Raw genomic sequence first — 24,945 nt, forward strand, 5'->3', positions numbered from 1 at the left:
AGTGCCGGCAGCGGGGCCGGACGTTAAATGAATTCAGTTAGCGAGCGCGGTCTGCAGACGGGCCAGCTTGCCCTTCAGCGAACCATCGATGACCACGTCGCCGGCGTCGATCACGGCGCCGCCGATCAGCGAGGCATCGACCGCGGTGGTCACGTCGACCTCGCGGTTGAAGCGCTTGCGCAGCGCGACCTTGATCGCGTCCAGCTCACCGGCCGACAGTTCGGCGGCCGAGGTGACGGTGGCCTTGACCACGTGCTCGGCTTCGGCGCGCAGGGCGTCGAACATGCCGGAAATCTCCGGCAGCAGCGGCAGACGATGCGATTCGGCCAGGATGGCCAGGAAGCGCGAGTAGGTCTCGCCGTGGGACACCGGCGCCAGCAGGGCGACGGCGTCGTCACGACCCAGCTCCGGGTTGGCGAGCAGGGCCGCCACGCGCGGGTCGGCGGCGACGTGGGCGGAGAACGCCAGGGCGTCCGACCACGGCGCGAACGCGCCTTCGTCGCGCGCGGTCGCGAACGCGGCGCGGGCGTACGGGCGGGCAAGCGTGAGGGCCTGGCTCATCCTTAGATCTCCGAGGCCAGCTCGTCGAGCAGCGCCTTGTGGGCGTTGGCGTCGATTTCGCGCTTGAGCAGCTTTTCGGCACCGGTCACGGCCAGCGCGGACACCTGCTTGCGCAGATCTTCACGGGCACGGTTGGCGGCGGCGTCGATTTCAGCCTGGGCCAGTTCCTTCTGACGGGTGGCTTCGGTGATCGCTTCGTTACGGGCAGCATCAACGATCTGGTTGGCACGCGCGTGGGCCTGATCGATGATCTCGTTGGCCTTGGTGCGTGCTTCCTTCAGCGCTTCGTTGACCTTCTCCTGCGCCTGGGCCAGATCTTTCTGGCTGCGGTCGGCAGCAGCGAGGCCTTCAGCAATCTTCTGCTGGCGCTCTTCGATCGCGTTCATCAGCGGCGGCCAGATCTTGGTCGCGATGATCCAGATCAGACCAGCGAAGGCCAGCGCCTGCGCAAGAAGGGTGAAATTGATATTCATGGTTAGCTCGATCGCTGGTTTCGGGGTGGACGCGCCGCCGTAGCGGCACATCCGGCCTTCATCCGAAACCGGGTGCATCAGCACCCGGTCGTCTCAAACCGCTGTATCAGCCGGCCAGAGCCTTGGTGACGGCGCCAGCGAAGGCAGCCGACAGCGGGTTGGCGAAGGCCAGCAGCAGGCCAACGGCGACCGAGATGATGAACGCGGCGTCGATCAGGCCGGCGGTGATGAACATGCGGACCTGCAGGACCGGGATCAGTTCCGGCTGGCGGGCGGCCGACTCCAGGAACTTACCAGCCATGATGGCCAGACCCAGACCGGCGCCCAGCGCGGCCAGGCCGATCATGATGCCGACGGCAAGGGCGGTGGAGCTCTGAATCTGCGCGAAGTTGGTCAGGACGGCGAAGTACATGGTTATCTCCAGGAACTTAAGTTGCTAAGGGTGATGAAACGGATGAAGGTTGAAACGCGTTGAAGCTTGAAACTCAGTGAGCGTCTTCCGACAGGCTCAGGTACACGATCGACAGCATCATGAAGATGAAGGCCTGCAGCGGGATCACCAGCAGGTGGAACAGCATCCAGCCGAGGCCGAACACACCACCGGCAATGGCACCGAAGAAACCGGCACCACCCAGCACCCAGATCAGCAGGAACACGATTTCGCCGCCGAACATGTTGCCGAACAGTCGCATCGCCAGCGAGATCGGCTTGCTCAGCCACTCGACGATGTTGAGGATCAGGTTGAACGGCATCATCCACTTGCCGAACGGGGCCGTCAGGAATTCCTTGATGAAGCCGCCCAGGCCCTTGGACTTGAGCGCGAAGAACAGCATCAGGAAGAACACGCTGATGGCCATGCCCAGGGTGGCGTTGACGTCAGCGGTCGGGACCGGCTTCCAGTAGTGCACGCCCGCCCATTCCAGCGGCTTGGCGATGAAATCGGCCGGGATCATCTTCAGCAGATTCATCAGCAGAATCCAGAAGAAGATGGTGATGGCGATCGGCGTGACCAGCTTGCTCTTGCCGTGGTAGGTGTCCTTGGCCTGGCGGTCGACGAACTCCAGGCAGATTTCAACGAAGGCCTGCCACTTGCCCGGCACGCCGGCGGTGGCCTTGCGGGTGCCCAGCCAGAACGCGACAACGATCACCAGGCCCATCAGGACCGCGGTGAGGAAGGTATCGACGTGGATATGCCAGAACATACCCTCACCCTTGCCGACCGGCGCGGTCAGGTTGTGCAGGTGATGCTGGATGTAGCTGGTAGGGGTTAGAGCCTCGCCCGCCATGTGTCCGGAACCTTCAGTTAATTGAATTCTGTCAACGCCTGGCCATCGCCAGGACCTGGAACATCAAGCCGACGGCGATACCGGCCAACAGCGCCAATGCAGGCAGCTTGAAGACCAGGAACCCCACCAGCAGGACGCCGAAAACCACGACCCACTTGGCCACGATCGCAATGATCAGGCGAGCCATCGCCGATCCTGCGGCCAGTGCCCCACCGCCCAGTGCCATCCGTGCCGCCACCCAGCCACCGGCCGAAATGGCCACACCGGACGCCAGCGCGCCGAGGGCGTATTTCGGACCTACCAGCAGGAAGGCCAGGGCCAGGACAGCCACTGCGGCCAGCGGGTAGACCGCGGCGCGCAGCATCAGTCGCCGACCCGCATCAACGGAGTTCAGCACAGGACGTCCCGCGTGGTTGCAAGTGGAGGGCTGAGGCGGCTACAGCAGGGGGGCCTCATCGAGCCGCCAAATTATAGCAATGGGACAATTTGCGAGACAACCGCTCCCTGTTCATCCCTGGAAGCCGCAAGTTGCGGTAACGGTTACATTTTTGCGTGCCACCAGGGGGACAATGACGTCCGCACCATGTTGCGACGCACTATTGAACTTTGGTCGCAGGCTGCGGAACTTTCGTCAGACATGCCGGTCCGATCATTCGACCTGCCTGCAGCATCCTCGTCGGCTCCGCCCCGCAGGTCCCACGATGGCCCCGAAGCCCGGCTCCGGGGCCATCTTTTTGCATCGTCGCGACAGCACTGAACCGTACACATGCCATGGACCATACGTTCACGCATGGTGGACGGGCCTGTCCGGCACAGTGGCCTTCATTCTGATGAACCACTGCAAGGACTCTTCGATGCGCCCCGTACCCACCCTGCTCGCCCTCTCCCTGCTCGCTGCCGGCGCCTCGTTCGCCAATGCGGCCCACGCCGCCGAAGGCGATGACCGCTTTGCCATCCGTCTGGGTGCGATGAACATCGATTCGGACAACACCCTCCGCGGCAGCACCACCGTGGCCGGCCAGGACATCTCCCTGAACCAGGACTTCAAGCTGGGTGGCAAGGAATGGGAGCCGCGCATCGACGGCATGTTCCGCATCAGCAACCGTCAGCGCCTCCTGTTCAACTACTTCAAGTACGACAAGGACCGCCGCGAGACCCTCGACCAGGGCATTTCCTTCGGCGGTGAGAACGTGCCGGCCGGCAGCTTCGTGAAGGGTGAGCTGAAGTACCAGGTGGCCAGCCTGGTCTATGACTACTCGGTGGTTGATACCGACACCTTCGACCTCGGCCTGCAGATCGGTGGCGAATACGCCAAGGTCAGCACCAAGGGCTACGCCGACCTGGGCACGGTGTACGAAGGCCAGTTCCTCGACGAGAAGGCCGATGGCGTGGCACCTGTGGTGGGCGCCCGCATGACCTTCACTCCGTCCGAGCGCTGGATGATCACGCTGCAGGGCCAGTACCTCAACACGCGCTGGGGCAGCTTCGATGACTACAAGGGCGACCTGAGCCGCGCCAATGCCATCGTCGATTACCGCTTCACCAAGAACTTCGGCGTGTTCGCCGGCTACGACTGGTTCAAGCTGGACGTGGACAAGAAGGGCAGCGACGGTACTGTCGGCCTGAAGCAGGAATTCAAGGGCCCGGTGGCCGGTATCAGCTTCGTGTTCTGATCCCCCGCCCCTTCCACGGCACCCTCTCTCCTGGCGCGGCCTCCGGAACATCGGGGCCGCGTTTTTTGTGGCATCGTCGAGCAGAGAAGCAGGTTGGTCGAGCGCGGGGGGAGAGGGGCTTGCGTGCGAATGTCCCCCGGCGCCGGCCTACGGCCGACGCCTCCTCCTTTACTTCGCACACAAGCCCCTCTCCCCCCGCGTGTCAGGAATCCGGGCGGCTTTGGCACTGGCTCTGACTATCCGCAAGCCGAGCCGCTGCGCGGGTGGCAGGCGTTTGGACAAAGTAAAGGAGGAGGCGACCGCCGCAGGCGGGCGACGGGGGACATTTGTCGAAATGCCTGCCACCCGCGCAGTGGCCCGGACCCTCGCGATGACAACAGCCGAAGACATTCCTGCAGCCAACAAAAAACCCCGGCAGAAACCGGGGCTTTTCGTTCGGAACGGCGCGGGCGCCTTACTTCTTCTTCGGCATGTACAGATCGGTGATCGTGCCGTCGTAGATTTCCGAGGCCATCGCCACCGACTCGCTCAGCGTCGGATGGGCATGAATGGTGTGGCCGATGTCTTCGGCTTCCGCACCCATCTCGATCGCCAGGCCGATCTCGGCCAGCAGGTCACCGGCGTGCACGCCGACGATCGCACCGCCGATGACGCGGTGGGTTTCTTCGTCGAAGATCAGCTTGGTGAAGCCCTCGGTGCGGCCGATGCCGATCGCGCGGCCACTGGCGGCCCACGGGAACTTGGCCACGCCGACCTTCAGGCCCTTGGCCTTGGCTTCGGTCTCGGTCACGCCAACCCAGGCGATTTCCGGGTTGGTATAGGCCACCGACGGAATCACGCGGGCGACCCACTCCTTCTTGTGGCCGGCTGCCACTTCAGCGGCCAGCTTGCCCTCGTGCGTGGCCTTGTGGGCCAGCATCGGGTTGCCGACGATGTCGCCGATGGCAAAGATGTGCGGCACGTTGGTGCGCATCTGGCGGTCGACCGGGATGAAGCCACGGTCGGTGACCTGCACACCGGCCTTCTCGGCATCGATCTTCCTGCCGTTCGGCGAACGGCCCACGGCCACCAGCACGCGGTCGAAGGTGCCCTGCGCCAGCGCAGGCGCCTGGCCTTCCTCGGCGGCGTCGAAGGTGACGGTGATGCCCTTGGCATCGGCGGTGACGCCCGAGGCCTTGGTCTTCAGGTGCACTTCGATGCCCTGCTTCTTCAGGCGGTCGGCCAGCGGCTTGACCAGGTCCTTGTCGGCGCCCGGCATCAGCTGGTCCATGAACTCGACCACGGTGACCTTGCTGCCCAGCGCGCTGTACACGGTGGCCATTTCCAGGCCGATGATGCCGCCGCCAACGACCAGCAGCGAGCCCGGCACTTCGGCCAGCTCCAGCGCGTCGGTGGAATCCATCACGCGCTTGTCGTCCCACGGGAAGTTCGGCAGCTTCACCGCCTGCGAACCGGCGGCGATGATGCACTTCTGGAAGCGCAGCAGCTGGGTGCTGCCGTCAGCAGCGGTGATTTCCAGCTCGTTGGCCGAGATGAACTTGCCGACGCCCTGCACGTTGCGGACCTTGCGCTGCTTGGCCATGCCGGCCAGGCCCTTGGTCAGCTGGTTGACGACCTTTTCCTTGTACTGGCGCAGCTTGTCCAGGGTGATGGTCGGCTTGCCGAACTCGACGCCAAAATCACCGGCGTGGGCCACTTCGTCGATGACCGCTGCGGCGTGCAGCAGCGCCTTGGACGGAATGCAGCCCACATTGAGGCAGACGCCGCCGAGGCTGGCGTAGCGTTCGACCAGCACCGTATCCAGACCGACGTCGGCAGCGCGGAAGGCGGCGGTGTAGCCGCCCGGGCCCGAGCCCAGCACGACCATCTCGCATTCGATGTCGGCCGGCTTGCCGCTGGACAGCGCCGGCTTCGGCGCAGCCGGTTCGGCCGGGGCGCGGTGCGACGGGGTCACCGGCGGCTTGCTGGCCGGAGCGGCTGCAGCCGGAGCCGGCGCAGCGGCCTTGGCCGGGGCTTCGGCGGCGCCTTCAGCGTCCAGCACCACGACCACGGCGCCTTCGGACAGGGTGTCGCCCAGCTTGACCTTGATCTCCTTGACCACGCCGGCAGCCGAGGACGGCACTTCCAGGGTGGCCTTGTCCGATTCCAGGGTCACCAGACCCTGGTCCTTCTTCACCGTGTCGCCGACGGCGACCAACACTTCGATCACCGGCACATCGCTGTAATCGCCGATGTCGGGAACCTTGACTTCAATCGTGGCCATGGTGGGTTTTCCTCATGCCCGCCCGGCATGGCCGGTGGGCTGTCACTGCATCTGTTCACGCGGCCGCGCCAGGGGCTGCGGCCGCACGGTGGGGGCGAAGCGGGTGCCTTACAGCAGCACGCGGCGCATGTCGGCCAGTACCTGGGACAGGTACGTGGTGAAGCGTGCGGCCAGGGCGCCGTCGATGACGCGGTGGTCGTAGCTCAGCGACAGCGGCAGCATCAGCTTCGGTGCGAATTCCTTGCCGTTCCAGACCGGCTGGATGGACGACTTGGAGACACCGAGGATGGCCACTTCCGGTGCATTGACGATCGGGGTGAACGCGGTGCCGCCGATGCCGCCCAACGAGCTGATCGAGAAGCAGCCGCCGCTCATGTCGGCCGGGCCGAGCTTGCCGTCGCGCGCCTTCTTGGCCAGTTCGCCAGTTTCCTGCGCGATCTGCACCACGCCCTTCTTGTCCACGTCGCGGATCACCGGCACGACCAGGCCGTTCGGCGTGTCGGCGGCGAAGCCGATGTGGAAGTACTTCTTCAGGGTCAGGTTTTCACCGCTGGCATCGAGCGAGGCGTTGAACTCCGGGAACTTCTTCAGCGCTGCGGCGCTGGCCTTGATCAGGAAGGCGAGCATGGTCAGCTTGATGCCGGCCTTCTCGTTCTCCTTGTTCAGCGCCACGCGCAGGCTTTCCAGGTCGGTGATGTCGGCCTGCTCGAACTGGGTGACATGCGGGATCATCGCCCAGTTGCGGGCCAGGTTCGCACCCGAGATCTTCTTGATGCGCGACAGCGGCTGCACTTCGGTCTCGCCGAACTTGCTGAAGTCGACCTTCGGCCACGGCAGCAGGTTCAGGCCACCACCGGCAGCGACAGCAGCACCGCCGGCAGCCGGCACGCCACCACTGAGCGCGGCCTTGACGAACTTCTGCACGTCACCCTTGGTGATGCGGCCACCCTTCTCGGTGCCGTTGATCTGCAGCAGGTCCACGCCCAGTTCGCGGGCGAACACACGCACCGCCGGGGTGGCATACGGCACCTTGGCGGGCAGCACGCCATCGGCGTTGAACTGCACCGGCGGGCTGGACGGGGTACCGGCCGAGGCGATCTCGCGGGCCGCCAGCTTGTCCGGCTGCACCGGCACAGCGACCGGCTCGACCTTGGTGGCGGTCTCGGCGGCAGCCGGAGCGGCCGCAGCGGCCGCCTTGGTCGGCGCCGGCGCGGCAGCGCCCTCGGCCTCGATGATGGCGACCACATTGCCCTGCGACAGAGTGTCGCCGACCTTGACCTTGATCTCCTTGACCACGCCGGCCACCGACGACGGCACTTCCATGGTGGCCTTGTCGCTTTCCAGCGTGACCAGGCCCTGGTCCTTCTTGACCGTGTCGCCGACGGCGACCAGCACTTCGATGACCGGAATGCCGGAGTAGTCGCCGATATCCGGCACCAGCGCTTCAACCGCACCACCGCTGGCAGCCGGGGCGGCCGGCGCAGCTGCGGCCGGGGCCGGTGCGCTCTGGGTGGCGGCAGCCGGGGCAGCGGCCTTGGCCGGTGCCGGCGCGGCAGCCGCCGGCTTGGCGGCTTCGGCTTCGCCTGCGGCCACTTCGATCAGGGCCACGACCTTGCCTTCGGACAGGCTGTCGCCGACCTTGACCTTCAGTTCCTTGACCACGCCAGCCACCGAGGACGGCACTTCCATGGTCGCCTTGTCGCTTTCCAGCGTCACCAGGCCCTGGTCCTTCTTGACCGTGTCGCCGACGGCGACAAGCACCTCGATTACCGGGATATCGCTGTAGTCACCGATATCGGGGACAAGTGCTTCCTTGATTTCGGCCATGGGGATAACTCCGGCAATCTGGTGTAGGGAAACGTCTATTGTGCGGCCAGCGGGGTCCAGCGCCAACCGTTACAGGTGTTTTCAGTACGCACGCAGCCGGGACAGGCTGTTGCCCATGGGTCGCGGCCGCGACCAGTCGGTAGCGTATTGTCCGGACGATGTCCGCTTCATGTCGCCCGCGCGTCGGCCACCGGCTGCCAGGCCTGGCGCAGGCGCGGCAACGACCACGCCGCATTGGCAGGGCTGGTCGACGGCAATGCGACCAGCTTCGGCGGGGTTTCCAGCCGTGGCAGCACCCAGCGCTGGAATGCCTGCAGCGAGGCACCACCATTGCAGCCGATCAGCTTCAGCTCAGGCAGCGTGGCGATCAGTTCCGGCAGCGCATTGGCCACTTCCGTGCCACGCACGATGTCGGCATCCAGGCTGCCGCGCCGCTCGCAGCGGCCGATCACATCCCACAGGCCGATGCCCGCGGCGTTCAACGCCTGCAGCCGTTGCACATAGGGCAGAGCCGCGTCGAAACCGCAGATATCGGCCATCAGCGGCCAGAAGCGGTTGCGCGGATGCGCGTAGTAACGCTGCTCCTGGAGGGATGCCACGCCTGGCATCGAACCCAGCAGCAGCACCCTGCAATCCACGTTCACCTGCGCTTGCAGGCCGACGCACAGCGTTGCCGCGCTCACATCTTCTCCAACTGAATGAATGCCACTGACGACCAGAAACCCCATGGATACAGGCTTTTCGCGCTGATCGCTGAACAAGGAAAACTATTTTTTAACGCGCGTCGGATTCGATTCATGTTGAGGCGACTACGGTGTGCTCGCCCCGCAACCGGGGGCCCAAAACAAGAAACATTAGGAGATACCCCCATGCGCTCCATCCGTATCCTGAGTCTCGCCCTGCTGACCTCCGCCGCCTTCGCGCCGGCCGCTTTCGCCCAGGACAGCAGCTCCACCGATACCGCTTCGGGCAAGCATTTTGCCGTGGTTGGCGGCGTCGCGCTGCTGCAGCCGAAGAATGATCCGATCGACGGCATCAAGAAGGTCGATGGTGGCCCGGCGCCGACCGTCAGCTTCAGCTACTACATCAACGACAACTGGGCCGTTGAACTGTGGGGCGCCGCCGACAAGTTCGACCACAAGGTGAAGGGCCCGAACAATGCCCGCCTGGGCAACGTCGAGCAGCAGCCGGTCGCGCTGAGCGGCCAGTACCACTTCGGCCAGGCTGACAACGTGTTCCGTCCGTTCGTGGGCGTGGGCTACTACCAGTCCAGCTTCAGCAATGAAACGCTGGCCGACGGCAGCAGCTCCGACATCCGCCTCAAGGACGCCAAGGGCGTGATCGGCACCGTCGGCGTGGACATGAACATCAACTCCACCTGGTTCGCCCGTGCCGATGCCCGCTACATGCGTTCGCGTCCGGACGTGAAGGTCGGCGGCGAGAAGATCGGCGAAGCCAAGATGGATCCGTGGACCGTCGGCTTCGGCATCGGTGCCCGCTTCTGATCCAGGCAGCACCGGCTTCACTGATGTAACGCGACGGGCCCTGCGGGGCCCGTCGTCGTTTCCGTCACCCGCGTTCTGTAGAGTCGACTGTCAGTCGACCGCTCTTTCAAAAAGTCGAACATGGCTCGACTCTACAAGAGGCAGTCAACTGACAGTCGACTCTACGCACACACAGGACACGGAGACGCGATGGACGACGTCGACCTGCTGGTGATCGGTGGCGGCATCAACGGCGCCGGCATCGCCCGTGATGCGGCCGGCCGCGGCCTGCGGGTGCTGTTGTGCGAGCAGGATGACCTGGCCGCGCACACCTCCAGCGCCAGCAGCAAACTGATCCACGGCGGCCTGCGCTACCTTGAACAGGGCGAGTTCGGACTGGTGCGCAAGGCACTGGGTGAACGCGAAGTGGTGCGGCGCCAAGCCCCCCATCTGGTCCGTCCGTTGCGCTTCGTACTGCCATGGGAACCCCACCTGCGACCGCGTTGGATGCTGCGCGCGGGCCTGTGGCTGTATGACCATCTGGGCCGGCGCAGCCCGAGTTTTCCCGCCTCGCGCGCACTGGACCTGCAACGCGACCCGCTTGGCCCCTGGCTCTCCCCGGCGCTGCGGCAGGCCTTCAGCTACGCCGATGCGCAGGTCGATGACGCGCGGCTGGTACTGCTCAATGCGCTGGACGCCGCCCGGCGTGGCGCACGGGTACATGTGCGCAGCCGCTGCATTGAACTGCGCCCTGTGCTGGGCCGTTGGCAGGCCACGCTGGAAGCCACCGACGGCCGACAGCAAACGGTGATCGCCCAGGCCGTTGCCAATGCAGCCGGCCCTTGGGCAGGAGGCCTGCTGGAACGTATGCAGGCGCGCGATGGCGGCCCCGCCCTGCGCCTGGTACAGGGCAGCCACATCGTGCTGCGCCGGCCCTGGCCCGACGACAGCGCCTGCCTGCTTCAGCAGCCCGATGGCCGCGTGGTGTTCCTGCTGCCGTTCGCCCACGACCACCTGCTGGTCGGCACCACCGACACCGACTACCGCGGCGACCCGGCCCGGTGCAGCGCGCTGCCTTCGGAGGTGGCTTACCTGTGCGAGGCCGCCAACCACTACCTGCGCGAGCCGATCACCCCGCAGGACGTGGTCTGGCAGTTCGCAGGGGTACGCCCGCTACTTGCCGATCCAGATCCGCGTGCAGCGAAGCTGAGCCGTGACTACCGCCTGCAGTTGCAGTCCGGCCCGGCGCCCGCGCTGCATGTGCTGGGCGGCAAGCTGACCACGTACCGCGTGCTGGCCGAAGAAGCGCTGGACCTGCTGCGCCCCGCCCTGCCGCAGATGGGACCGGCATGGACGGCAACGGGCCACCCACTGCCGGGCAGCGACTGGGGCGACGCCACGCAGGCGTGCTCGCGCCTGCAGGCACTGGCACCGTGGCTGCCCGCAGAGATTGCGCGCCGCTGGGCCGGCGCCTACGGCAGCCGCAGCGCGGAGCTGCTGCAGGGCCTGCGGGGTATGAACGATCTTGGCGAGGACTTTGGCGGCGGCCTGCATGCGCGGGAAGTGGCTTTCCTGCGCGACCACGAATGGGCGCGTAGCGCCGAGGACGTGCTGTGGCGGCGGAGCAAGCTGGGGCTGCGGCTGGATGCGGCGCAGGTGGCGCGGCTGCAGGCGTGGATGGGGGGTCGGATCCCTTTCCCAGGGAAAGGGCTCTGACCCCCGTGTTGCCACGTGTGCCAACCAAGGTTGGCAGCTACCAGGGTGGCCGCGCGCGACGCGATCGATGCATTAGGATTTCCCCATCGCCACCGGAGACGCTGCATGACGCCCCGCTACGTGCTGGCCATCGACCAGGGCACCACCAGTTCGCGCGCGATCCTGTTCGACCGTGCTGGCGACATCGTCGGCAGTGCGCAGCGCGAGTTCGCGCAGATCTTCCCGCAACCCGGCTGGGTCGAGCATGACCCGCGCGAGATCCTCACCAGTGTCTATGCCACGCTGACCGAACTGCTCAGCCGCGAACAGATCGACCCGCGTCATATCGCCGCGCTGGGCATCACCAACCAGCGCGAGACCACCGTGGTCTGGGACCGCGCCACCGGCCAGCCGATCCACAATGCCATCGTCTGGCAGTCGCGGCAGAGCCATGCCATCTGCGAGCGACTGAAGTGCGACGGGCATGAGGCACTGGTCCGCGAACGCACCGGCCTGCTGATCGACGCCTATTTTTCCGCCACCAAGGTGCGCTGGATCCTCGACCACGTGGAAGGTGCGCAGCAACGCGCCGAGCGTGGCGAGCTGCTGTTCGGCACCATCGACAGCTGGCTGGTATGGAACCTCAGTGGCGGCCAGGCGCATGTGACCGACTACAGCAACGCCGCACGCACCCTGTTGTTCAACATCCACACGCTGGACTGGGATGACGACCTGCTGGCGCTGCTGGACATACCCCGCGCGATGCTGCCGCAGGTGCGCGATTCCAGCACGGTGTATGCGCACACCCGGCCGCAGTTCTTCTTCGACCACCCGATCCCGATCGCCGGCATCGCCGGAGACCAGCAGGCGGCGCTGTTCGGCCAGGCCTGCTTCCAGCCGGGCATGGTCAAGAACACCTATGGCACCGGCTGCTTCATGCTGATGCACACCGGCACGCAGGCGGTGCGCTCGCGCAACGGCCTGCTGACGACCATTGCCTGGGGCCTGGACGGGCGCGTGGAATATGCACTCGAAGGCTCGATCTTCATCGCCGGCTCGGTGGTGCAGTGGCTGCGTGACGGCCTGCGCATGATCGAGCGTGCCAGCGACAGCCAGGCACTGGCCGCGCAGGTGCCGGACAGCGGCGGCGCGTATCTGGTGCCGGCATTCGTCGGCCTGGGCGCGCCCTACTGGCGCAGCGATGTGCGCGGCGCGATGTTCGGCCTGACCCGTGGCACCCGCAAGGCACACTTCGTGCGTGCCGCGCTGGAGGCGATGGCCTACCAGACCCGCGACGTGCTTGATGCGATGCAGTCCGATGCGGGCATCGCGCTGACCGAACTGCGCGCCGACGGCGGTGCGATCGGCAACGACTTCCTGGCCGGCTTCCAGGCCGACATCCTTGGGGTGCCTCTGCTGCGGCCGCGGCTGACCGAGACCACCGCGCTGGGCGCGGCCTACCTGGCCGGTCTGGCCGTCGGGTTCTGGTCCAGCCGCGAGCAGATCGCCGCGCAATGGGGCCTGGACCGGCGCTTCGAGCCACAGATGGAAGTGGCGCGGCGCGAGAAACTCTATGCAGGCTGGCAGCAGGCCGTGGCGGCCACCCTCGCCTTCCACGTCGACTGAAGGTCGTGCCGGCCGCTGGCCGGCAACCCCATGATCCTTGGCGGCGTTTGCAGATTGCCGGCCAGCGGCCGGCACTACCGCATGGCCAGAACGCCCGGAGCGCCGGTCAGAACGCCGGCAGCACCGCGCCCTTGTACCTGGTCTCGATGAAAGCCTTCACCTGCGGGCTGGTCAGGGCCTTGGCCAGCTTCTGCACGCGGGCGTCGTCCTTGTTGTCCGGCCGCGCGACCAGGAAGTTCACGTACGGCGAGTCCTTGCTCTCGATCGCCAGTGCATCCTTGGTCGGGTTGAGGCCCGCATCCAGCGCGTAGTTGGTGTTGATCAGGGCCAGGTCGACCTGGTCCAGCACGCGCGGCAGCATCGCCGAGTCCAGCTCGCGGAACTTCAGGTTCTTCGGGTTGGCGGTGATGTCACGCAGGGTCGACAGCGCGTTGGCCGGATCCTTCAGCTCGATCACGCCGGCCTTGTGCAGCAGGATCAGCGCGCGGCTGTTGTTGCTCGGGTCGTTCGGGATCACCACGTCGGCACCGTCGCGCAGCTCGGCCAGCGACTTGACCTTGCGCGAATAGGCACCGAACGGCTCGATATGCACGCCGATCACCTTCACCAGATCGGTCTTGCGATCGCGGTTGTAGGCATCCAGGTACGGCTCGGTCTGGAAGTAGTTGGCGTCCACCTGCTTCTGCACCAGCTGGTCGTTGGGCTGCACGTAGTCGTTGAACACGCGCACGTCCAGGTCCACGCCTTCCTGCTTGAGGATCGGCTTGACCACCTCAAGGATCTCGGCATGCGGCACGGCCGTGGCGGCCACCACCAGCTTCTGCGAGGGCTCGCCGGACTTGCCGCAGGCGGTCAGGGCCAGCGCAGCGGCGAGCAGGGGCAGCAACAGGGTCTTCTTCATGGGCGGAGGAGTTCTCGGGGGGAGTGTCAGGATTTTTCGTAGTTGCTCAGGGCCAGCTCAAGCAGCGCCTTGGCCTGCTCGCGCAGCATCACCGGCTCGACGATCTCGGCATCCGAGCCGTAGTGCAGCACGTCCATCAGCAGCTCGCGGGAGACGCTGTACGGCACCTTCAGTTCATAGCGGCCATCGGCCAGGAAGCGGCCCTGCTGCTTGGAGTGCCAATGCTCGTCGGCCACCCAGCGCGCGGCCTTGGCACTGAACAGGATGGTCGCCCAGCCCTTCGGCGCACCGGAGAAGATGCCGTAGCTGGCACCCAGCTGCTCGTCCAGCTCGCTGTCGGCGACGTCACGGGCAGTGCTGTCGACCACGCGCGCCTTGTGGATGCGGTCCACGGCGAAGCTGCGCAGGGCTTCGCGGTCATGGTCCCAGGCATCCAGGTACCAGTTGTCGCGGTAATGGGTCAGGCGCTGCGGCGAGACGGTGCGCTTGGTCGGCTCGTCGGTGGAACGGGCACGGTACTCGAACGCCAGCTGGCGGCGCTCCAGCACCGCCGAGGCCACGCTGCGGAAGCTGCCTTCATCGAACTTGCGGCCGCGGTGCGGGATTACCCGCACACGGTCCACCGGCCAGTTGGAGACACCGGCCTGCGCAGCCAGCAGGCTCTCGATACGCTGCTGCAGCGGCGCCAGCACCGAGGACAGCACGCCGCCGCCGGTACGCGCCAGCAGGTGCTGCGAGGCCAGCAGGGCGTGCAGCTCCTCCGAGCTGAGCCACAGGCCAGGCAGTTCGAAGCGGTCGCTCTCGTCGGCCTGGTAGCGGAAGCCGGCCTCGCCGTCGCCCTCGATCGGTGCCATCAGCGCATCGCGCAGGAAGGCCAGGTCGCGGTAGACGGTGGCACGGGAACAACCGAGCTTGTCCTGCAGAGTCGCCACCGTCACCGGATAGCGCGCGGACTTGAGCAGACGATGCAGGGCGGTGATGCGTTCGTATCGGTCCATACCCCCGATTATGTCCGAGTCGCGGGTCTTGTGTGGGACGTTTGGGCTATCGTGGTCGCCCCCACCCCCATGGAATGCCCGATGCGCCGGTTGCCCGCCCTGTCCCTGCTGGCCTGCCTGCTGCTGGCTGCCTGCGATCGCGCACCGGCGCCGGCCGGGACCGAAGCCCCCGTGCCCGCGGCAGATCCGGCCCAGGCCGTACTGGGCGCCAGCCAACGCTTTGCGGCCCTGGGCAGTTTCCATGCCGAGCTGGAGGTGCTGGGCGCGCCGCAGCCGGTGCGCAGTGCCATGGACTTCGTCGCCCCCGACCGCTTCCGGGTGCAGACCCCGGGCGGGCCGCAGACGATCATTGGCGACACCATGTTCCTGCAGGCCGATGGTGCGATCCGCCAGGTTCCCACCCCGCCGGGCCTGCTGGAGCAGTGGCGCAATCCCTTGCCGGCCGACGCCCTGCCTGCCGAGCTGCAGGCCGAAGACCTGGGCAGCCAATCGCTGGATGGAGTCGAGACCCGTCACTACCGCCTGCGCGGCGCGCAGGCCGGCGAACGCCTGGAGTACTGGGTGGACGCCCAGGGCCTGCCACGGCAGATCGTGCGCAGCGGCAGCAGCAATGGCCGCAATTTCCAGCTGCGCCTGCGCTATTCGCGCTTCAACGACCCGGCATTGCGTATCGATCTGCCCTGAATAGGCGTCCGCGGCAACGTCTGCTGAAGCGCGCCTTGGATCGATTCTGACCGCCATCACGCTTCCAGTATCATCACCGGCTGTCAACCGCTTCGGAGAAGCCCCGATGTCCCTGCGCGTGTCCCTGCTGATCCCCCTGCTGCTGTGCGCGCCGCTCGCGTATGCACAGGATGCCTCCGAACTGGCGGCGATGTCTTCGCCGTGGAGCGGCAGTGGCGGCGAGCTCGGCTTCGCTTCGGCACGCGGCAACAGCAGCACCGAGAGCTTCAACGGCCGCCTGCGCCTGCGCTACACCGACGGCGACTGGGTGCACAGCATGGACCTGGCCGGCCTGCGTTCCAGCTCCAAGGTAACCGAGACCCGCGACGACGGCACCACCACCCGCCGCAACAACACCACCGCCAACCGCTACACCGGCAGTGCCGGCAGCGCGCTGCAGCTGGGCGAGCACCGCCAGCTGACGGCCACGGTGCGTACCGAGCGCGACGACTTCGCCACCTACGACCGCCAGAGCTCGTTCGGTCTGGGTTACGGCACCCGCCTGTGGAACACCGAGCGCTTCTCGTTCGACGCGCAGATCGGCCCCGGTGTGCGCCGCACCCACAGCACCGAGGACGACCGCACCCGCACCGGCATGATCGGCCGCGGCCTGTTCGACATGAAGTACTCGCTGACCGACAACACCGACCTGGTCAACACCCTGCTGGTCGAATCCGGTTCGTACAACACCTTCGGCCAGAACGACTTCGGCGTGTCGGTGAGCATGAACGAGCACCTGGCGCTGAAGGCCGGCTGGCAGGCGCGTTACAACAGTGACGTGGCCGAGGACAAGCGCAAGACCGATACGCTGACCACGATGAACGTGGTCTACAAGTTCAAATAAGCAGAACGGGCGCCAGGGCGCCCGTTCTGCTTCCGGTAGTGCCGGCCGCTGGCCGGCAACTGCATTCAACTGGGCCACGAGGTTGCCGGCCAGCGGCCGGCACTACCTGCGGTGGCTCAGACGTTCAGCAGCTCGCCGGCGCCCTCATCCAGCAGCAGCTTCGCCACGCGCTGGCCCAGCGCTTCCGGGTCACTGGCCGGACCCACCGCCTCGGCACGCACGGCACGGCCATCGCTGGCGCTGCCAACCAGCCCCTGCAGGTGCAGGTCGTCGCCCTGCCACTGCGCGATGGCCGCCACCGGCACGTGGCAGCTGCCATGCAACGCACGGTTCATCGCCCGCTCGGCTTCCACGCAGGCACGCGTGGCCGCGTCATCAAGCGGGGCGAACAACGCCATCAGCCGCGCATTGCCACCATCGCACTCCACCGCCACCGCGCCCTGCGCCGGGGCCGGCAGCCACTGCGGCGGTTGCAGGCGCGCGACGATGCGCTCGCCCAGACCCAGACGCTCCAGGCCGGCCACGGCCAGCACGATGGCGTCGTAACCACCATTGTCGAGCTTGGCCAGGCGGGTGTTGACGTTGCCGCGCAGGTCCAGCAATTCCAGATCCGGGCGCAGCGCGCGCAGCTGGGCCTGGCGGCGCAGCGATGAGGTGCCGACCCGCGCACCGATCGGCAGCGCGTCCAGCGAGGCGTACAGGTTGGAGACGAAGCCATCGGCTGGATCGTGGCGGGTCAGCATCGCCGGCAGCGCGAAGGGTTCGTCCAGTTCCATCGGCACATCCTTCAGCGAGTGCACGGCGCAGTCGGCCTCACCGCGCAGCATGGCCAGCTCCAGCTCCTTCAGGAACAGGCCCTTGCCACCGATGGCGGCCAGCGAACGGTCGAGCACTTCGTCGCCGCGGGTGCTCATCGGCACCAGTTCCACATGCAAGCCGGGATGGGCCTGGCGCAGGCGGTCGGCGACGTGTTCGCTCTGCCAGAGGGCGAGCGGGCTCTTGCGGGTGGCGATGCGGACGGTTTCCATCCGGTCATTATCGCGCCTCCGGCGCGGATACGGCCAACGGCGGAGCCCCTCGTGGCTGGCGGAGGGGTCGTGAAAGCAACAGCCGCGCTTGGCCGGACGGGGTGGGGTCACGGGGGACGCCGTGAATCCGTCCGTGGAGGCTTGGCCGCGGCATCCATGCCGCGGACACCCCCGCGACCCCACCCCGCCCGGCCTCTGACAGCTTCAGTGCGCGTCAGCCACGGAAGATCAAAAGAAAAAAGCAGAAGCAAAAGCAACAGCCGACGGCTTCCGGGGTCAGATCCCTTTTCCGCAGGAAAAGGGATCTGACCCCTCTTTCCCCACCCGATAACAACAATGCCTTTGCCGTCCGACGCGGGAAAAACGAGAGGGTTGGGCCGGGGTGGGGCGGCGGGACCGTTGGCGCCATGGATGGCGCCATCGAGCTACATGGATGTACTTGCAGCGTGTCCCGCCGCCCCACCCCGGCCCAACCCAGCACGTAGAAACAACGAGCCATGACCCGCTGTTGCTGTTGCTGTTGCTGTTGATTTCATAGCAGTCGCGGCCGCAGGCCGCGCGGGACCACTCACAGATGCCGCAGTTCCTGCTTCAGCGTCGCCACGCAGCGGCGGCTGACTTCCAGCGGCTGCTTGCCATGCCGCAGCACCGCCTGCACTTGACCACCCGTGCCGCGGCGCAGCTCCACCAGCTCGTGGCGCGCCACCAGGCAGTTGCGATGGATGCGGATGAAGCGGCTGGCGAACTCTTCCTCCAGCGACTTCAGCGACTCCTCGATCAGGTCCTCGCCGCGCGCATGGTGCACCACCACGTACTTCTCTTCCGCCTGCAGGTAGTGGATGTCGTCCAGCGGGATCAGCCGCAGGCTGCCACGCAGGCGTGCGCACAGCATGCTGCGGGCCTGCTGCCCGCCGCTGTCCTGCGGCTGGCCATCGCGGCCGGCCAGGAACGTGCGTGCACGTGCGATCGCTGCGGCAAGGCGCTCGGCGCGGACCGGCTTCATCAGGTAATCGATGGCCGCCGCCTCGAACGCCGACAGCGCATGCGCGTCATAAGCCGTGCAGAACACCACCGCCGGGCGCGGCTCGAAGCTGGCCAGGTGGCGGGCGGCTTCCAGGCCGTCCAGCCCGGGCATGGCGATATCCAGCAGGACCAGGTCCGGCTGCAGCTCCGCGCACGCATGCAGGGCCTGCTCGCCGTTGCCGGCCTCGGCCACCACGTCCACCCCGTCCTGCGCCGCCAGCAGGCTGCGCAGGCGTTCCCGCGCCAGCGGTTCGTCATCGGCGATGACTACCCTCACGGTCGTCCCCTCACTGGATCGGCACTGTCACCTGGCAGGCATAGTAGCCCTCGCTCCAGCCAGCCGTCATCCGCGCGGCGGCGCCGAAGCGCCAGGCCAGCCGATGAGCGATGCTGTGCTGGGCATGGCCGGCACCACGCGCCAGCGCCAACCCCGGCGCCTGCGGATCGGGCGCGGGATTGCGCACGCGGATCTGCAGCTCGCTGCCCTCGCGCACCAGCTGCAATTCGATGGTGCCGCCTTCGGGCAGCCGCGAAATGCCATGCAGCACTGCGTTTTCCACCAGCGGCTGCAGTACCAGCCTCGGCAGTGGCAGGTCCCACGGCAGCGGCTCATCGCGCTGCCAGCGCACCTGCAGACGCTCGCCGAGGCGCAGCGACTCTATCGACAGATAGCGCTCGGCCAGCTCGCATTCGTCACGCAGGGTGGAGTCGCCCTCGCCCGCGCCGAGGGCAGCACGGAACAGATCGGACAGATCCAGCACCGCGCGTTCGGCCACCGCCGGATCGCGATGCAGCAGGCTGGCGATCAGGTTCATGCTGTTGAACAGGAAGTGCGGCCGGATCCGCGCCTGCAGCGCGTCGGCCTGGGCACGCGCGTTGGCCTGCACCTGCGCGGCCCAGCGATCGCTCACATAGAAGTAGCGCAGGGCAAGTGCGGCGATCAGTGCCGTGGTTGCCGCACTGCCCAGGGTGAAGCGCCAGAAGCTGATGCCGCGGGCGAAGTTGTCGCCCAGCACCGCGTACAGTGCATGCACGATGCCGGCACAGACCACCGCGATCAGGGTCGCCAGCACGATCGCCGCGACAGCGCCCAGCACCTGCGGCAGCCTCGACAGTGCCTGCCGCAGGAGGCACAGGCTGGCGGTCACCGCCAGCGCCAGCCACAGCGCGAAGCCGCTGGCCGACAGCAGCTCGCCGAAGGTCCAGTGGCGGCTGCCATCGGGCGCCAGCGCCAGCACCACCACCACCAGCTGGGCCAGGCCGAGCATCGCCGCCAGCCGCGGCAGGCGGCACAGTTCCGGCATCCACGGCGATGTGCTGGCCGGGGGCATGGCTCAGGCAGCGCCCAATCGTTCCTGCAGCCAGTCACCCAGCGCCTGGATCTCTTCGGCGCAGACCTGGTGGGCCATCGGATAGCTGTGCCACTCCACCTGCAGGCCCAGCGCCTGCAGGGCCTGCGCGCTGTGTACGGCCACCGCCTGCGGAATCACCGGGTCGCTGCTGCCATGGGCCATGAACACCGGCACCTGCACCGCACCGTCAACGCGCCTGGCGCTCTCGGCTTCCGGCAGGTAAGTGGACAGTGCGATCAGGCCGGCCAGTGGCGCGATGCGCGACAGTGCAGCGGTGAGGATGATCGCCCCGCCCTGCGAGAAGCCGGCCAGGAAGATCTTCTCCGGCGCGACGCCGCGCTCGATCTCACGTGCGATCAGCGCATCCAGCTGCAGCACCGATTCCTGCACGCCGGCCATGTCGGCACGCGAGCGGAAGTCCATCCCGACGATGTCGTACCAGCCGCGCATCGGTACGCCGTTGTTGATCGTGATCGGCCGCACCGGTGCGTGCGGGAACACGAAGCGCAGCGCCGGCCAGTGCGGACGCACCAGTTCCGGCACGATCGGCGCGAAGTCGTGGCCGTCGGCGCCAAGCCCGTGCAGCCAGATCACCGACCACTGTGGCGAGGCGCCGGTTTCCTGTTCCACCGTTTGCAGCATGATGCGGCTCCTTCAAGTTCGAGCCGCATTATGCCGCTGGTGCAGGGCCATCAGTACAGCGGCGGTTGCTCGGCGGCTTCCCGGCGCAGCTGCGCGGCGCGCACCAGCACCGGTGGCGGAATGTTCTCTTCGGGGATGTCGAGCAGGCCGAGGCGATGCAGGAAGGCACCCGGACCGCGCGAGGAGGTCAGCGCCACCACCGGAACGGCCAGCACCATGCCGATCACCACCGGCGCCATCCAGGCTGCCAGCGACGGCGACACCGCCCACGCCAGCACCCCCATGAACGCACCAAACACGCCCAACCCGCCGTAGCCACGGATCAAGGCCATCCACGAGATGCCACCATCGTCACGCTGCTGTGCGTCCCAGCCGGAATCGCGGCCGGACAGCACTTCGGCCACGCCGCGCGACTGCACGTACATCACTACCGGTGCCATCAGTGCGGCCAGCACGGTCTCCACCAGCATCGACACGAACGCACGGATCGCACCGCCGCAACCGCGGCGGTCGACAGGGTCCAGCAGCATCGCCAGATAGCCCAGCACCTTGGGCAGCAGCAGCACCGCCATGGTGGCGGCGAACAGGCGCACCACCTGCTCCTCGTCCTGGGCCCGCCAGTACACGCTGGGTGACAGGTGCAGCAGGGCATTGAAATCGATGCCTTCCTGGAACAGCGGGATCGCAATGCCGATCAGCATCAGCATCGCCCACATCGGCGCGGTGAAGTAATGGCCGATGCCGATCAGCATGTGGGTGCGGCTGATCCAGTGCAGGCCACGGCTGCCGACCACCTTGCCGTGCTGCAGGTTGCCCTGGCACCAGCGACGGTCGCGCACCAGCAGGTCGGTCAGGGTCGGCGGGCCTTCTTCGTAGCTGCCCCCCAGGTACGGCACCATGTGCGCGGCCCAGCCGCCACGGCGCATCAGCGCCGCTTCGACGAAATCGTGGCTGAGCACGTGGCCGCCGAAAGGCTTGCGCCCCGGCAGCGCTGGCAAGCCGGCGTGGTCGGCGAAGGCACGGGTGCGGATGATGGCGTTGTGGCCCCAGTAGTTGCTCTCGGCGCCATGCCACCAGGCCACGCCACGGGCGATCACCGGGCCGTACACGCGACCGCCGAACTGCTGCATGCGTGCGAACAGGGTGCGGCCACCGATCACCGAGGGCAGTGTCTGGATCAGGCCGACATCGGCGTTGTGTTCCATGCCGGCCACCAGGCGCACGATGCTGTCGCCGGTCATCAGGCTGTCGGCGTCCAGGATCAGCATCTGCGGGTAAGCGCCACCGAAGCGGCGCACCCAGTCGGCGATGTTGCCGGCCTTGCGCCCGCTGTTGTCGCCACGGCGGCGGTAGAACAGCCGCGTCTGGCCGTCCGGCACGCGCTCGCGCAGTTCGGCGAATACCTGCTCCTCGGCGCGTGCGATGTCCTCGCGCCGGGTATCGCTGAGCACGAAGAAGTCGAAGCGTTCGAGCTGGCCGGTGGCGGCCACCGACTCGTAGATCGCCTGCAGGCCCGCCAGCAGTCGGCGCGGATCCTCGTTGTAGGTCGGCATCAGCAGCGCGGTGCGGCTGTGCACGGTCGGCAGCGGCTTGTCCGGGTCGATGCCAAGGCGATAGCCACGGTCGAACACGGCGGTCAGGAAGCCGGCCACGGCGCTGGCGAAGGACAGCGCGATCCAGGCGAACAGGCCGACGAACAGCACCAGCAGGCAGGCTTCCAGCACGCTGATGCCATTGGCCGACAGCACCCGCCACATCATGCGGGTGGCGATGGCGGTCATGGCCAGGGTGCCGCCGAAGATGTAGAACCGGCGCAGACCGATCAGGCGTGGCGAGGTACGGTGCCGACGGACCTTCAGCTTGCCTTCGCGCAGGGTCTGTTCGGGCATCGGCAGCGGAGATTCGGCCGGCAGCAGCGCCCAGCCGGCGTCGAGCCGGGGCGCATCCGCTTCCGCGTGGATGGTGTGACCCCCCATCACCGCTTACTCCCCACGATCGGCATGGCCGGCCGTCCCGGCCGGGCTGCATGCGCGAAGGTTCCCGGCGCGCCTTCCCGGCGCCCGCACTTGTCCTGGCTGTACCGGCCCTTGGCCGCACAGTCGCTGTCTGTCACTACCGGAACCCACACGATCTCCAACGGGGCGGAATCGAAAATGCGGCCCAGTCTAGGGCGCCGGATGTAAGCCGAGTGCGAAGGTCTACGCCGGGATTTATCCCCATTCAGCAAACAGCAGGCGATGGTGGACCGCGCAGCGGAATGTCGCTTCGTGGCGCCGGGTACTGGATCGTAACAAACGCGAACAGTTATCATTTCATTAACCAGGCAGGTCGCCGTCTTCCGTACGGCCGAGACCCACCCAGCTGCGCCGGCCCGAACCGTGCGCCCTACGACCCATGGAAGGGGGGCCTGCCTGCTTGTCTGCGTGTGCCCGCTGCTTCCATCCGGTCCCCCCTCATTCGATGGAAGCCGTCATGTCCCAGCCGTTCCGCTCCCGTTCCGCGCGCCTGCCGCGCACCCGCCTGGCCAGTGCCCTGGCCACCGCCTGCCTGCTGGCCCTGCCCGGCGTGGCCGCTGCAGAGGCCAGCGCCGATGCCTCCACCAAGGACCTGGATACCGTGGTGGTCACCGCCTCGGGCAACCAGCAATGGATCAAGGATGCGCCGGCCAGCATCAGCGTGATCAGCCGCGAGGACATCGCGCGCCAGCCGGTGCACGACCTGGCCACCCTGCTCAGCCGCGTGCCCGGCGTGACCGGTGGCCTCAGTGCGGTTGGCGAGCAGTCCAAGATCAAGCTGCGCGGCATGCCGTCGAACTACACGCTGGTGCTGGTGGACGGCAAGCGCATGGGCAGCTCGGCCTCGACCAACTACCGGCCGGACCTGGGCCGCCAGGACCTGAACTGGATCTCGCCCGACCAGATCGAGCGCATCGAAGTGGTGCGCGGACCGATGTCGTCGCTGTATGGCTCCGACGCCATGGGCGGCGTGATCAACATCATCACCCGGCGCATCGGTGATGACTGGAGCGGCAGCGCCACCCACAGCTATACCCGCCCGGGCGACGGCAAGCGCGGCGACACCCAGCAGATCGGTGCGACGTTCTCCGGCCCGCTCGGCGAGCGCTTCGGCCTGCGCATCGGTGCCAACAGCATGCGCCGCGATTCGGATCGCTCCAATGGTGGTGTCTACGGCAACGCGTATGCAGGCGAGAAGGACCGCAATGTCGATGCGCTGCTGCAGTGGAAACTGAGCGACGCGCAGGAACTGTCGCTCGAAGCCGGCCATGGCGTGCAGCAGGCCTTCATCGACGCTTCGCTGGAAAAGCAGGATGAAGGCGCCTGGGGTGCCAGCGAACTCAAGCGCAGCTCGCTGGCGCTCAACCACGATGGCAAGTGGAGCTTCGGCAATTCGAAGATCAGTGCGTACTGGACCGAGTACAGGAACGACATCGGTGCTACCGGCCGTTCCGAAGCCACCGATACGATCATCGAGGGCAGCCTGACCACGCCGTTCACCCTCGGCGTTGAACACCAGTTCGCCGTGGGCGGCCAGTGGAAGCGCCAGGAGCTGACCAACACCGACACCATCGGCCGCGCGCCGATCGACTATGCCGGCAATGCCGTCAGCGGCTCCGATCTGGAAGTGGATACCTGGGCCCTGTTCGTCGAAGACGAACTGAAGCTGCACCGCACTCTGGCACTGACCCTGGGCGCGCGCCTGGATCACCATGAGAAGTTCGGTGGCCACGTCAGCCCGCGCGCCTACCTGGTCTGGCATCCGGCCGAGCAATGGACCATCCGCGGTGGCGTTTCCAAGGGCTTCCGCGCCCCCAGCCTGACCGAGAACTCCGCCAGCGCCGCCACCCAGTCCGGTGGCCGTGGCTGCACCTCGCTGATTCCGCTGGGCTATACCCGCGGCGGCTGCTACATGGCCGGCAACCCGGACCTGGACCCGGAAACCAGCACCAACCGCGAGATCGGCATCAGCTTCGACAACGATCTGGTGGATGCAGGCCTGACCTACTTCCACACCGACTTCAGGAACAAGATCGAGTACGCACCGCTGGGCAGGTTCAACGGCATCTGGTGGACGCGGATGAGCAACGTGCAGCGCGCACGCACCAGCGGCATGGAAGGCAACTTCAATGTCCGCTTCGGCGAGCACTGGCGCTGGCGCACCTCGGCGACGTGGATGAAGGAAGCCAGGAACCTGACCACCGGCCGCAACCTGATCGATACCCCTGAATTCTCGGGCTATTCGTCGCTGGACTGGACGCCCGACGCGGTGTTTTCCAGCAGCCTGTCGGCGCAGTACACCGGCAGGCAGGCCGGCACGGCGACGACCTTCCTCAAGGCCTACACGCTGTATGACCTGACTGCGGCCTGGAACGTCAATGAGGTACTGACCCTGCGTGGCGGCGTCAGCAACCTGGCCGACAAGAAGCTGTATGCGGAAGGCTCCACCGATTACTTCGTGGCCGGGCGCAGCTACTTCCTCAGCATGACCGCGCGGTTCTGACCAAGAGCGTCCGCCGCGATCGCGCTGG

General features: G+C 66.9%; 22 protein-coding genes. 7 read left to right on the forward strand and 15 right to left on the reverse strand.

Annotated elements, in window-relative coordinates; translation table 11 throughout:
* Positions 1–33 precede the first annotated feature (33 nt).
* The 5 genes from AC5P67_RS01295 to AC5P67_RS01315 all read right to left on the reverse strand — a co-directional run bounded on the left by AC5P67_RS01295 (position 34) and on the right by AC5P67_RS01315 (position 2,717).
* On the reverse strand, positions 34–561 hold the full coding sequence (locus AC5P67_RS01295; RefSeq protein ID WP_005411131.1) for a F0F1 ATP synthase subunit delta: 528 nt from the start codon (positions 559–561) through the stop codon (positions 34–36).
* A 2-nt stretch (positions 562–563) separates the two neighbouring features.
* Positions 564–1,034 carry a F0F1 ATP synthase subunit B gene (locus AC5P67_RS01300; protein WP_005419512.1) on the reverse strand — a complete coding sequence of 157 codons (471 nt, stop codon included), beginning with the start codon at positions 1,032–1,034 and terminating at the stop codon, positions 564–566.
* A 106-nt stretch (positions 1,035–1,140) separates the two neighbouring features.
* Complete coding sequence (gene atpE, locus AC5P67_RS01305; RefSeq protein WP_005411133.1) at positions 1,141–1,446, reverse strand: F0F1 ATP synthase subunit C; 306 nt, start codon at positions 1,444–1,446, stop codon at positions 1,141–1,143.
* Positions 1,447–1,519: 73 nt separating this feature from the next.
* Positions 1,520–2,320 (reverse strand): F0F1 ATP synthase subunit A, encoded by an 801-nt coding sequence (gene atpB, locus AC5P67_RS01310; protein WP_005411134.1) that lies wholly within the window; start codon positions 2,318–2,320, stop codon positions 1,520–1,522.
* A 31-nt stretch (positions 2,321–2,351) separates the two neighbouring features.
* A complete protein-coding gene (locus AC5P67_RS01315) occupies positions 2,352–2,717 on the reverse strand; it encodes a hypothetical protein (protein ID WP_006394654.1) in 366 nt (121 codons plus the stop codon).
* Between the two features lie 457 nt (positions 2,718–3,174).
* Here AC5P67_RS01315 and AC5P67_RS01320 point away from each other — a divergent pair, with 457 nt between their 5' ends.
* Positions 3,175–3,993, forward strand: coding sequence for a hypothetical protein (locus tag AC5P67_RS01320; RefSeq protein ID WP_032967007.1), 819 nt, complete (start codon positions 3,175–3,177; stop codon positions 3,991–3,993).
* Positions 3,994–4,447: 454 nt separating this feature from the next.
* Here the strand turns inward: AC5P67_RS01320 and lpdA are convergent, their stop codons facing one another.
* The 3 genes from lpdA to AC5P67_RS01335 form a co-directional block, all read right to left on the reverse strand.
* Entirely contained in the window at positions 4,448–6,256 is a 1,809-nt protein-coding gene (gene lpdA / locus AC5P67_RS01325) for a dihydrolipoyl dehydrogenase (RefSeq protein WP_495214269.1), read from the reverse strand.
* 108 nt (positions 6,257–6,364) lie between these two features.
* On the reverse strand, positions 6,365–8,083 hold the full coding sequence (aceF, locus tag AC5P67_RS01330) for a dihydrolipoyllysine-residue acetyltransferase (RefSeq protein WP_005414546.1): 1,719 nt from the start codon (positions 8,081–8,083) through the stop codon (positions 6,365–6,367).
* Between the two features lie 167 nt (positions 8,084–8,250).
* On the reverse strand, positions 8,251–8,766 hold the full coding sequence (locus AC5P67_RS01335; RefSeq protein WP_005411139.1) for a DNA-deoxyinosine glycosylase: 516 nt from the start codon (positions 8,764–8,766) through the stop codon (positions 8,251–8,253).
* Between the two features lie 186 nt (positions 8,767–8,952).
* Between AC5P67_RS01335 and AC5P67_RS01340 the strand changes: the two genes are divergently transcribed.
* From AC5P67_RS01340 to glpK, 3 genes are all read left to right on the forward strand, one after another.
* The gene (locus tag AC5P67_RS01340) at positions 8,953–9,588 is read left to right on the forward strand and encodes an OmpW/AlkL family protein (RefSeq protein ID WP_005411140.1); all 636 of its coding nucleotides are present in this window, start codon (positions 8,953–8,955) and stop codon (positions 9,586–9,588) included.
* A gap of 189 nt (positions 9,589–9,777) precedes the next feature.
* Complete coding sequence (glpD, locus tag AC5P67_RS01345; RefSeq protein ID WP_495214270.1) at positions 9,778–11,283, forward strand: glycerol-3-phosphate dehydrogenase; 1,506 nt, start codon at positions 9,778–9,780, stop codon at positions 11,281–11,283.
* A 105-nt stretch (positions 11,284–11,388) separates the two neighbouring features.
* Positions 11,389–12,888 carry a glycerol kinase GlpK gene (gene glpK / locus AC5P67_RS01350; RefSeq protein ID WP_005414549.1) on the forward strand — a complete coding sequence of 500 codons (1,500 nt, stop codon included), beginning with the start codon at positions 11,389–11,391 and terminating at the stop codon, positions 12,886–12,888.
* Between the two features lie 106 nt (positions 12,889–12,994).
* On the opposite strand, the gene AC5P67_RS01355 is transcribed toward glpK, so the two are convergent.
* Together AC5P67_RS01355 and AC5P67_RS01360 are read right to left on the reverse strand one after the other, a co-directional pair.
* Positions 12,995–13,789, reverse strand: coding sequence for a MetQ/NlpA family ABC transporter substrate-binding protein (locus AC5P67_RS01355; protein WP_012481327.1), 795 nt, complete (start codon positions 13,787–13,789; stop codon positions 12,995–12,997).
* Positions 13,790–13,815: 26 nt separating this feature from the next.
* Positions 13,816–14,787 (reverse strand): helix-turn-helix transcriptional regulator, encoded by a 972-nt coding sequence (locus AC5P67_RS01360; protein ID WP_005411144.1) that lies wholly within the window; start codon positions 14,785–14,787, stop codon positions 13,816–13,818.
* A gap of 81 nt (positions 14,788–14,868) precedes the next feature.
* On the opposite strand from AC5P67_RS01360, the gene AC5P67_RS01365 reads away from it, so the two are divergent.
* Both AC5P67_RS01365 and AC5P67_RS01370 read left to right on the forward strand, forming a co-directional pair.
* Positions 14,869–15,471 carry a LolA-like protein gene (locus tag AC5P67_RS01365; RefSeq protein WP_308310429.1) on the forward strand — a complete coding sequence of 201 codons (603 nt, stop codon included), beginning with the start codon at positions 14,869–14,871 and terminating at the stop codon, positions 15,469–15,471.
* Between the two features lie 106 nt (positions 15,472–15,577).
* Positions 15,578–16,354 carry a DUF481 domain-containing protein gene (locus AC5P67_RS01370; protein WP_005411146.1) on the forward strand — a complete coding sequence of 259 codons (777 nt, stop codon included), beginning with the start codon at positions 15,578–15,580 and terminating at the stop codon, positions 16,352–16,354.
* Positions 16,355–16,470: 116 nt separating this feature from the next.
* Here the strand turns inward: AC5P67_RS01370 and hemC are convergent, their stop codons facing one another.
* The 5 genes from hemC to mdoH all read right to left on the reverse strand — a co-directional run bounded on the left by hemC (position 16,471) and on the right by mdoH (position 22,375).
* Positions 16,471–17,382, reverse strand: a complete 912-nt coding sequence (gene hemC, locus AC5P67_RS01375; RefSeq protein ID WP_099527399.1) for a hydroxymethylbilane synthase — start codon at positions 17,380–17,382, stop codon at positions 16,471–16,473.
* Positions 17,383–17,950: 568 nt separating this feature from the next.
* Positions 17,951–18,682, reverse strand: a complete 732-nt coding sequence (locus AC5P67_RS01380) for a LytR/AlgR family response regulator transcription factor (protein WP_012481330.1) — start codon at positions 18,680–18,682, stop codon at positions 17,951–17,953.
* 10 nt (positions 18,683–18,692) lie between these two features.
* On the reverse strand, positions 18,693–19,736 hold the full coding sequence (locus AC5P67_RS01385; protein WP_199556897.1) for a sensor histidine kinase: 1,044 nt from the start codon (positions 19,734–19,736) through the stop codon (positions 18,693–18,695).
* Positions 19,737–19,739: 3 nt separating this feature from the next.
* On the reverse strand, positions 19,740–20,399 hold the full coding sequence (locus tag AC5P67_RS01390; protein ID WP_043034590.1) for an alpha/beta hydrolase: 660 nt from the start codon (positions 20,397–20,399) through the stop codon (positions 19,740–19,742).
* Between the two features lie 50 nt (positions 20,400–20,449).
* A complete protein-coding gene (gene mdoH / locus AC5P67_RS01395) occupies positions 20,450–22,375 on the reverse strand; it encodes a glucans biosynthesis glucosyltransferase MdoH (RefSeq protein ID WP_049395441.1) in 1,926 nt (641 codons plus the stop codon).
* Positions 22,376–22,871: 496 nt separating this feature from the next.
* Here mdoH and AC5P67_RS01400 point away from each other — a divergent pair, with 496 nt between their 5' ends.
* A complete protein-coding gene (locus tag AC5P67_RS01400; RefSeq protein WP_049406997.1) occupies positions 22,872–24,917 on the forward strand; it encodes a TonB-dependent receptor domain-containing protein in 2,046 nt (681 codons plus the stop codon).
* Positions 24,918–24,945: the final 28 nt, after the last annotated feature.

The organism is Stenotrophomonas sp. YJH_SMC_21 (assembly GCF_059369555.1).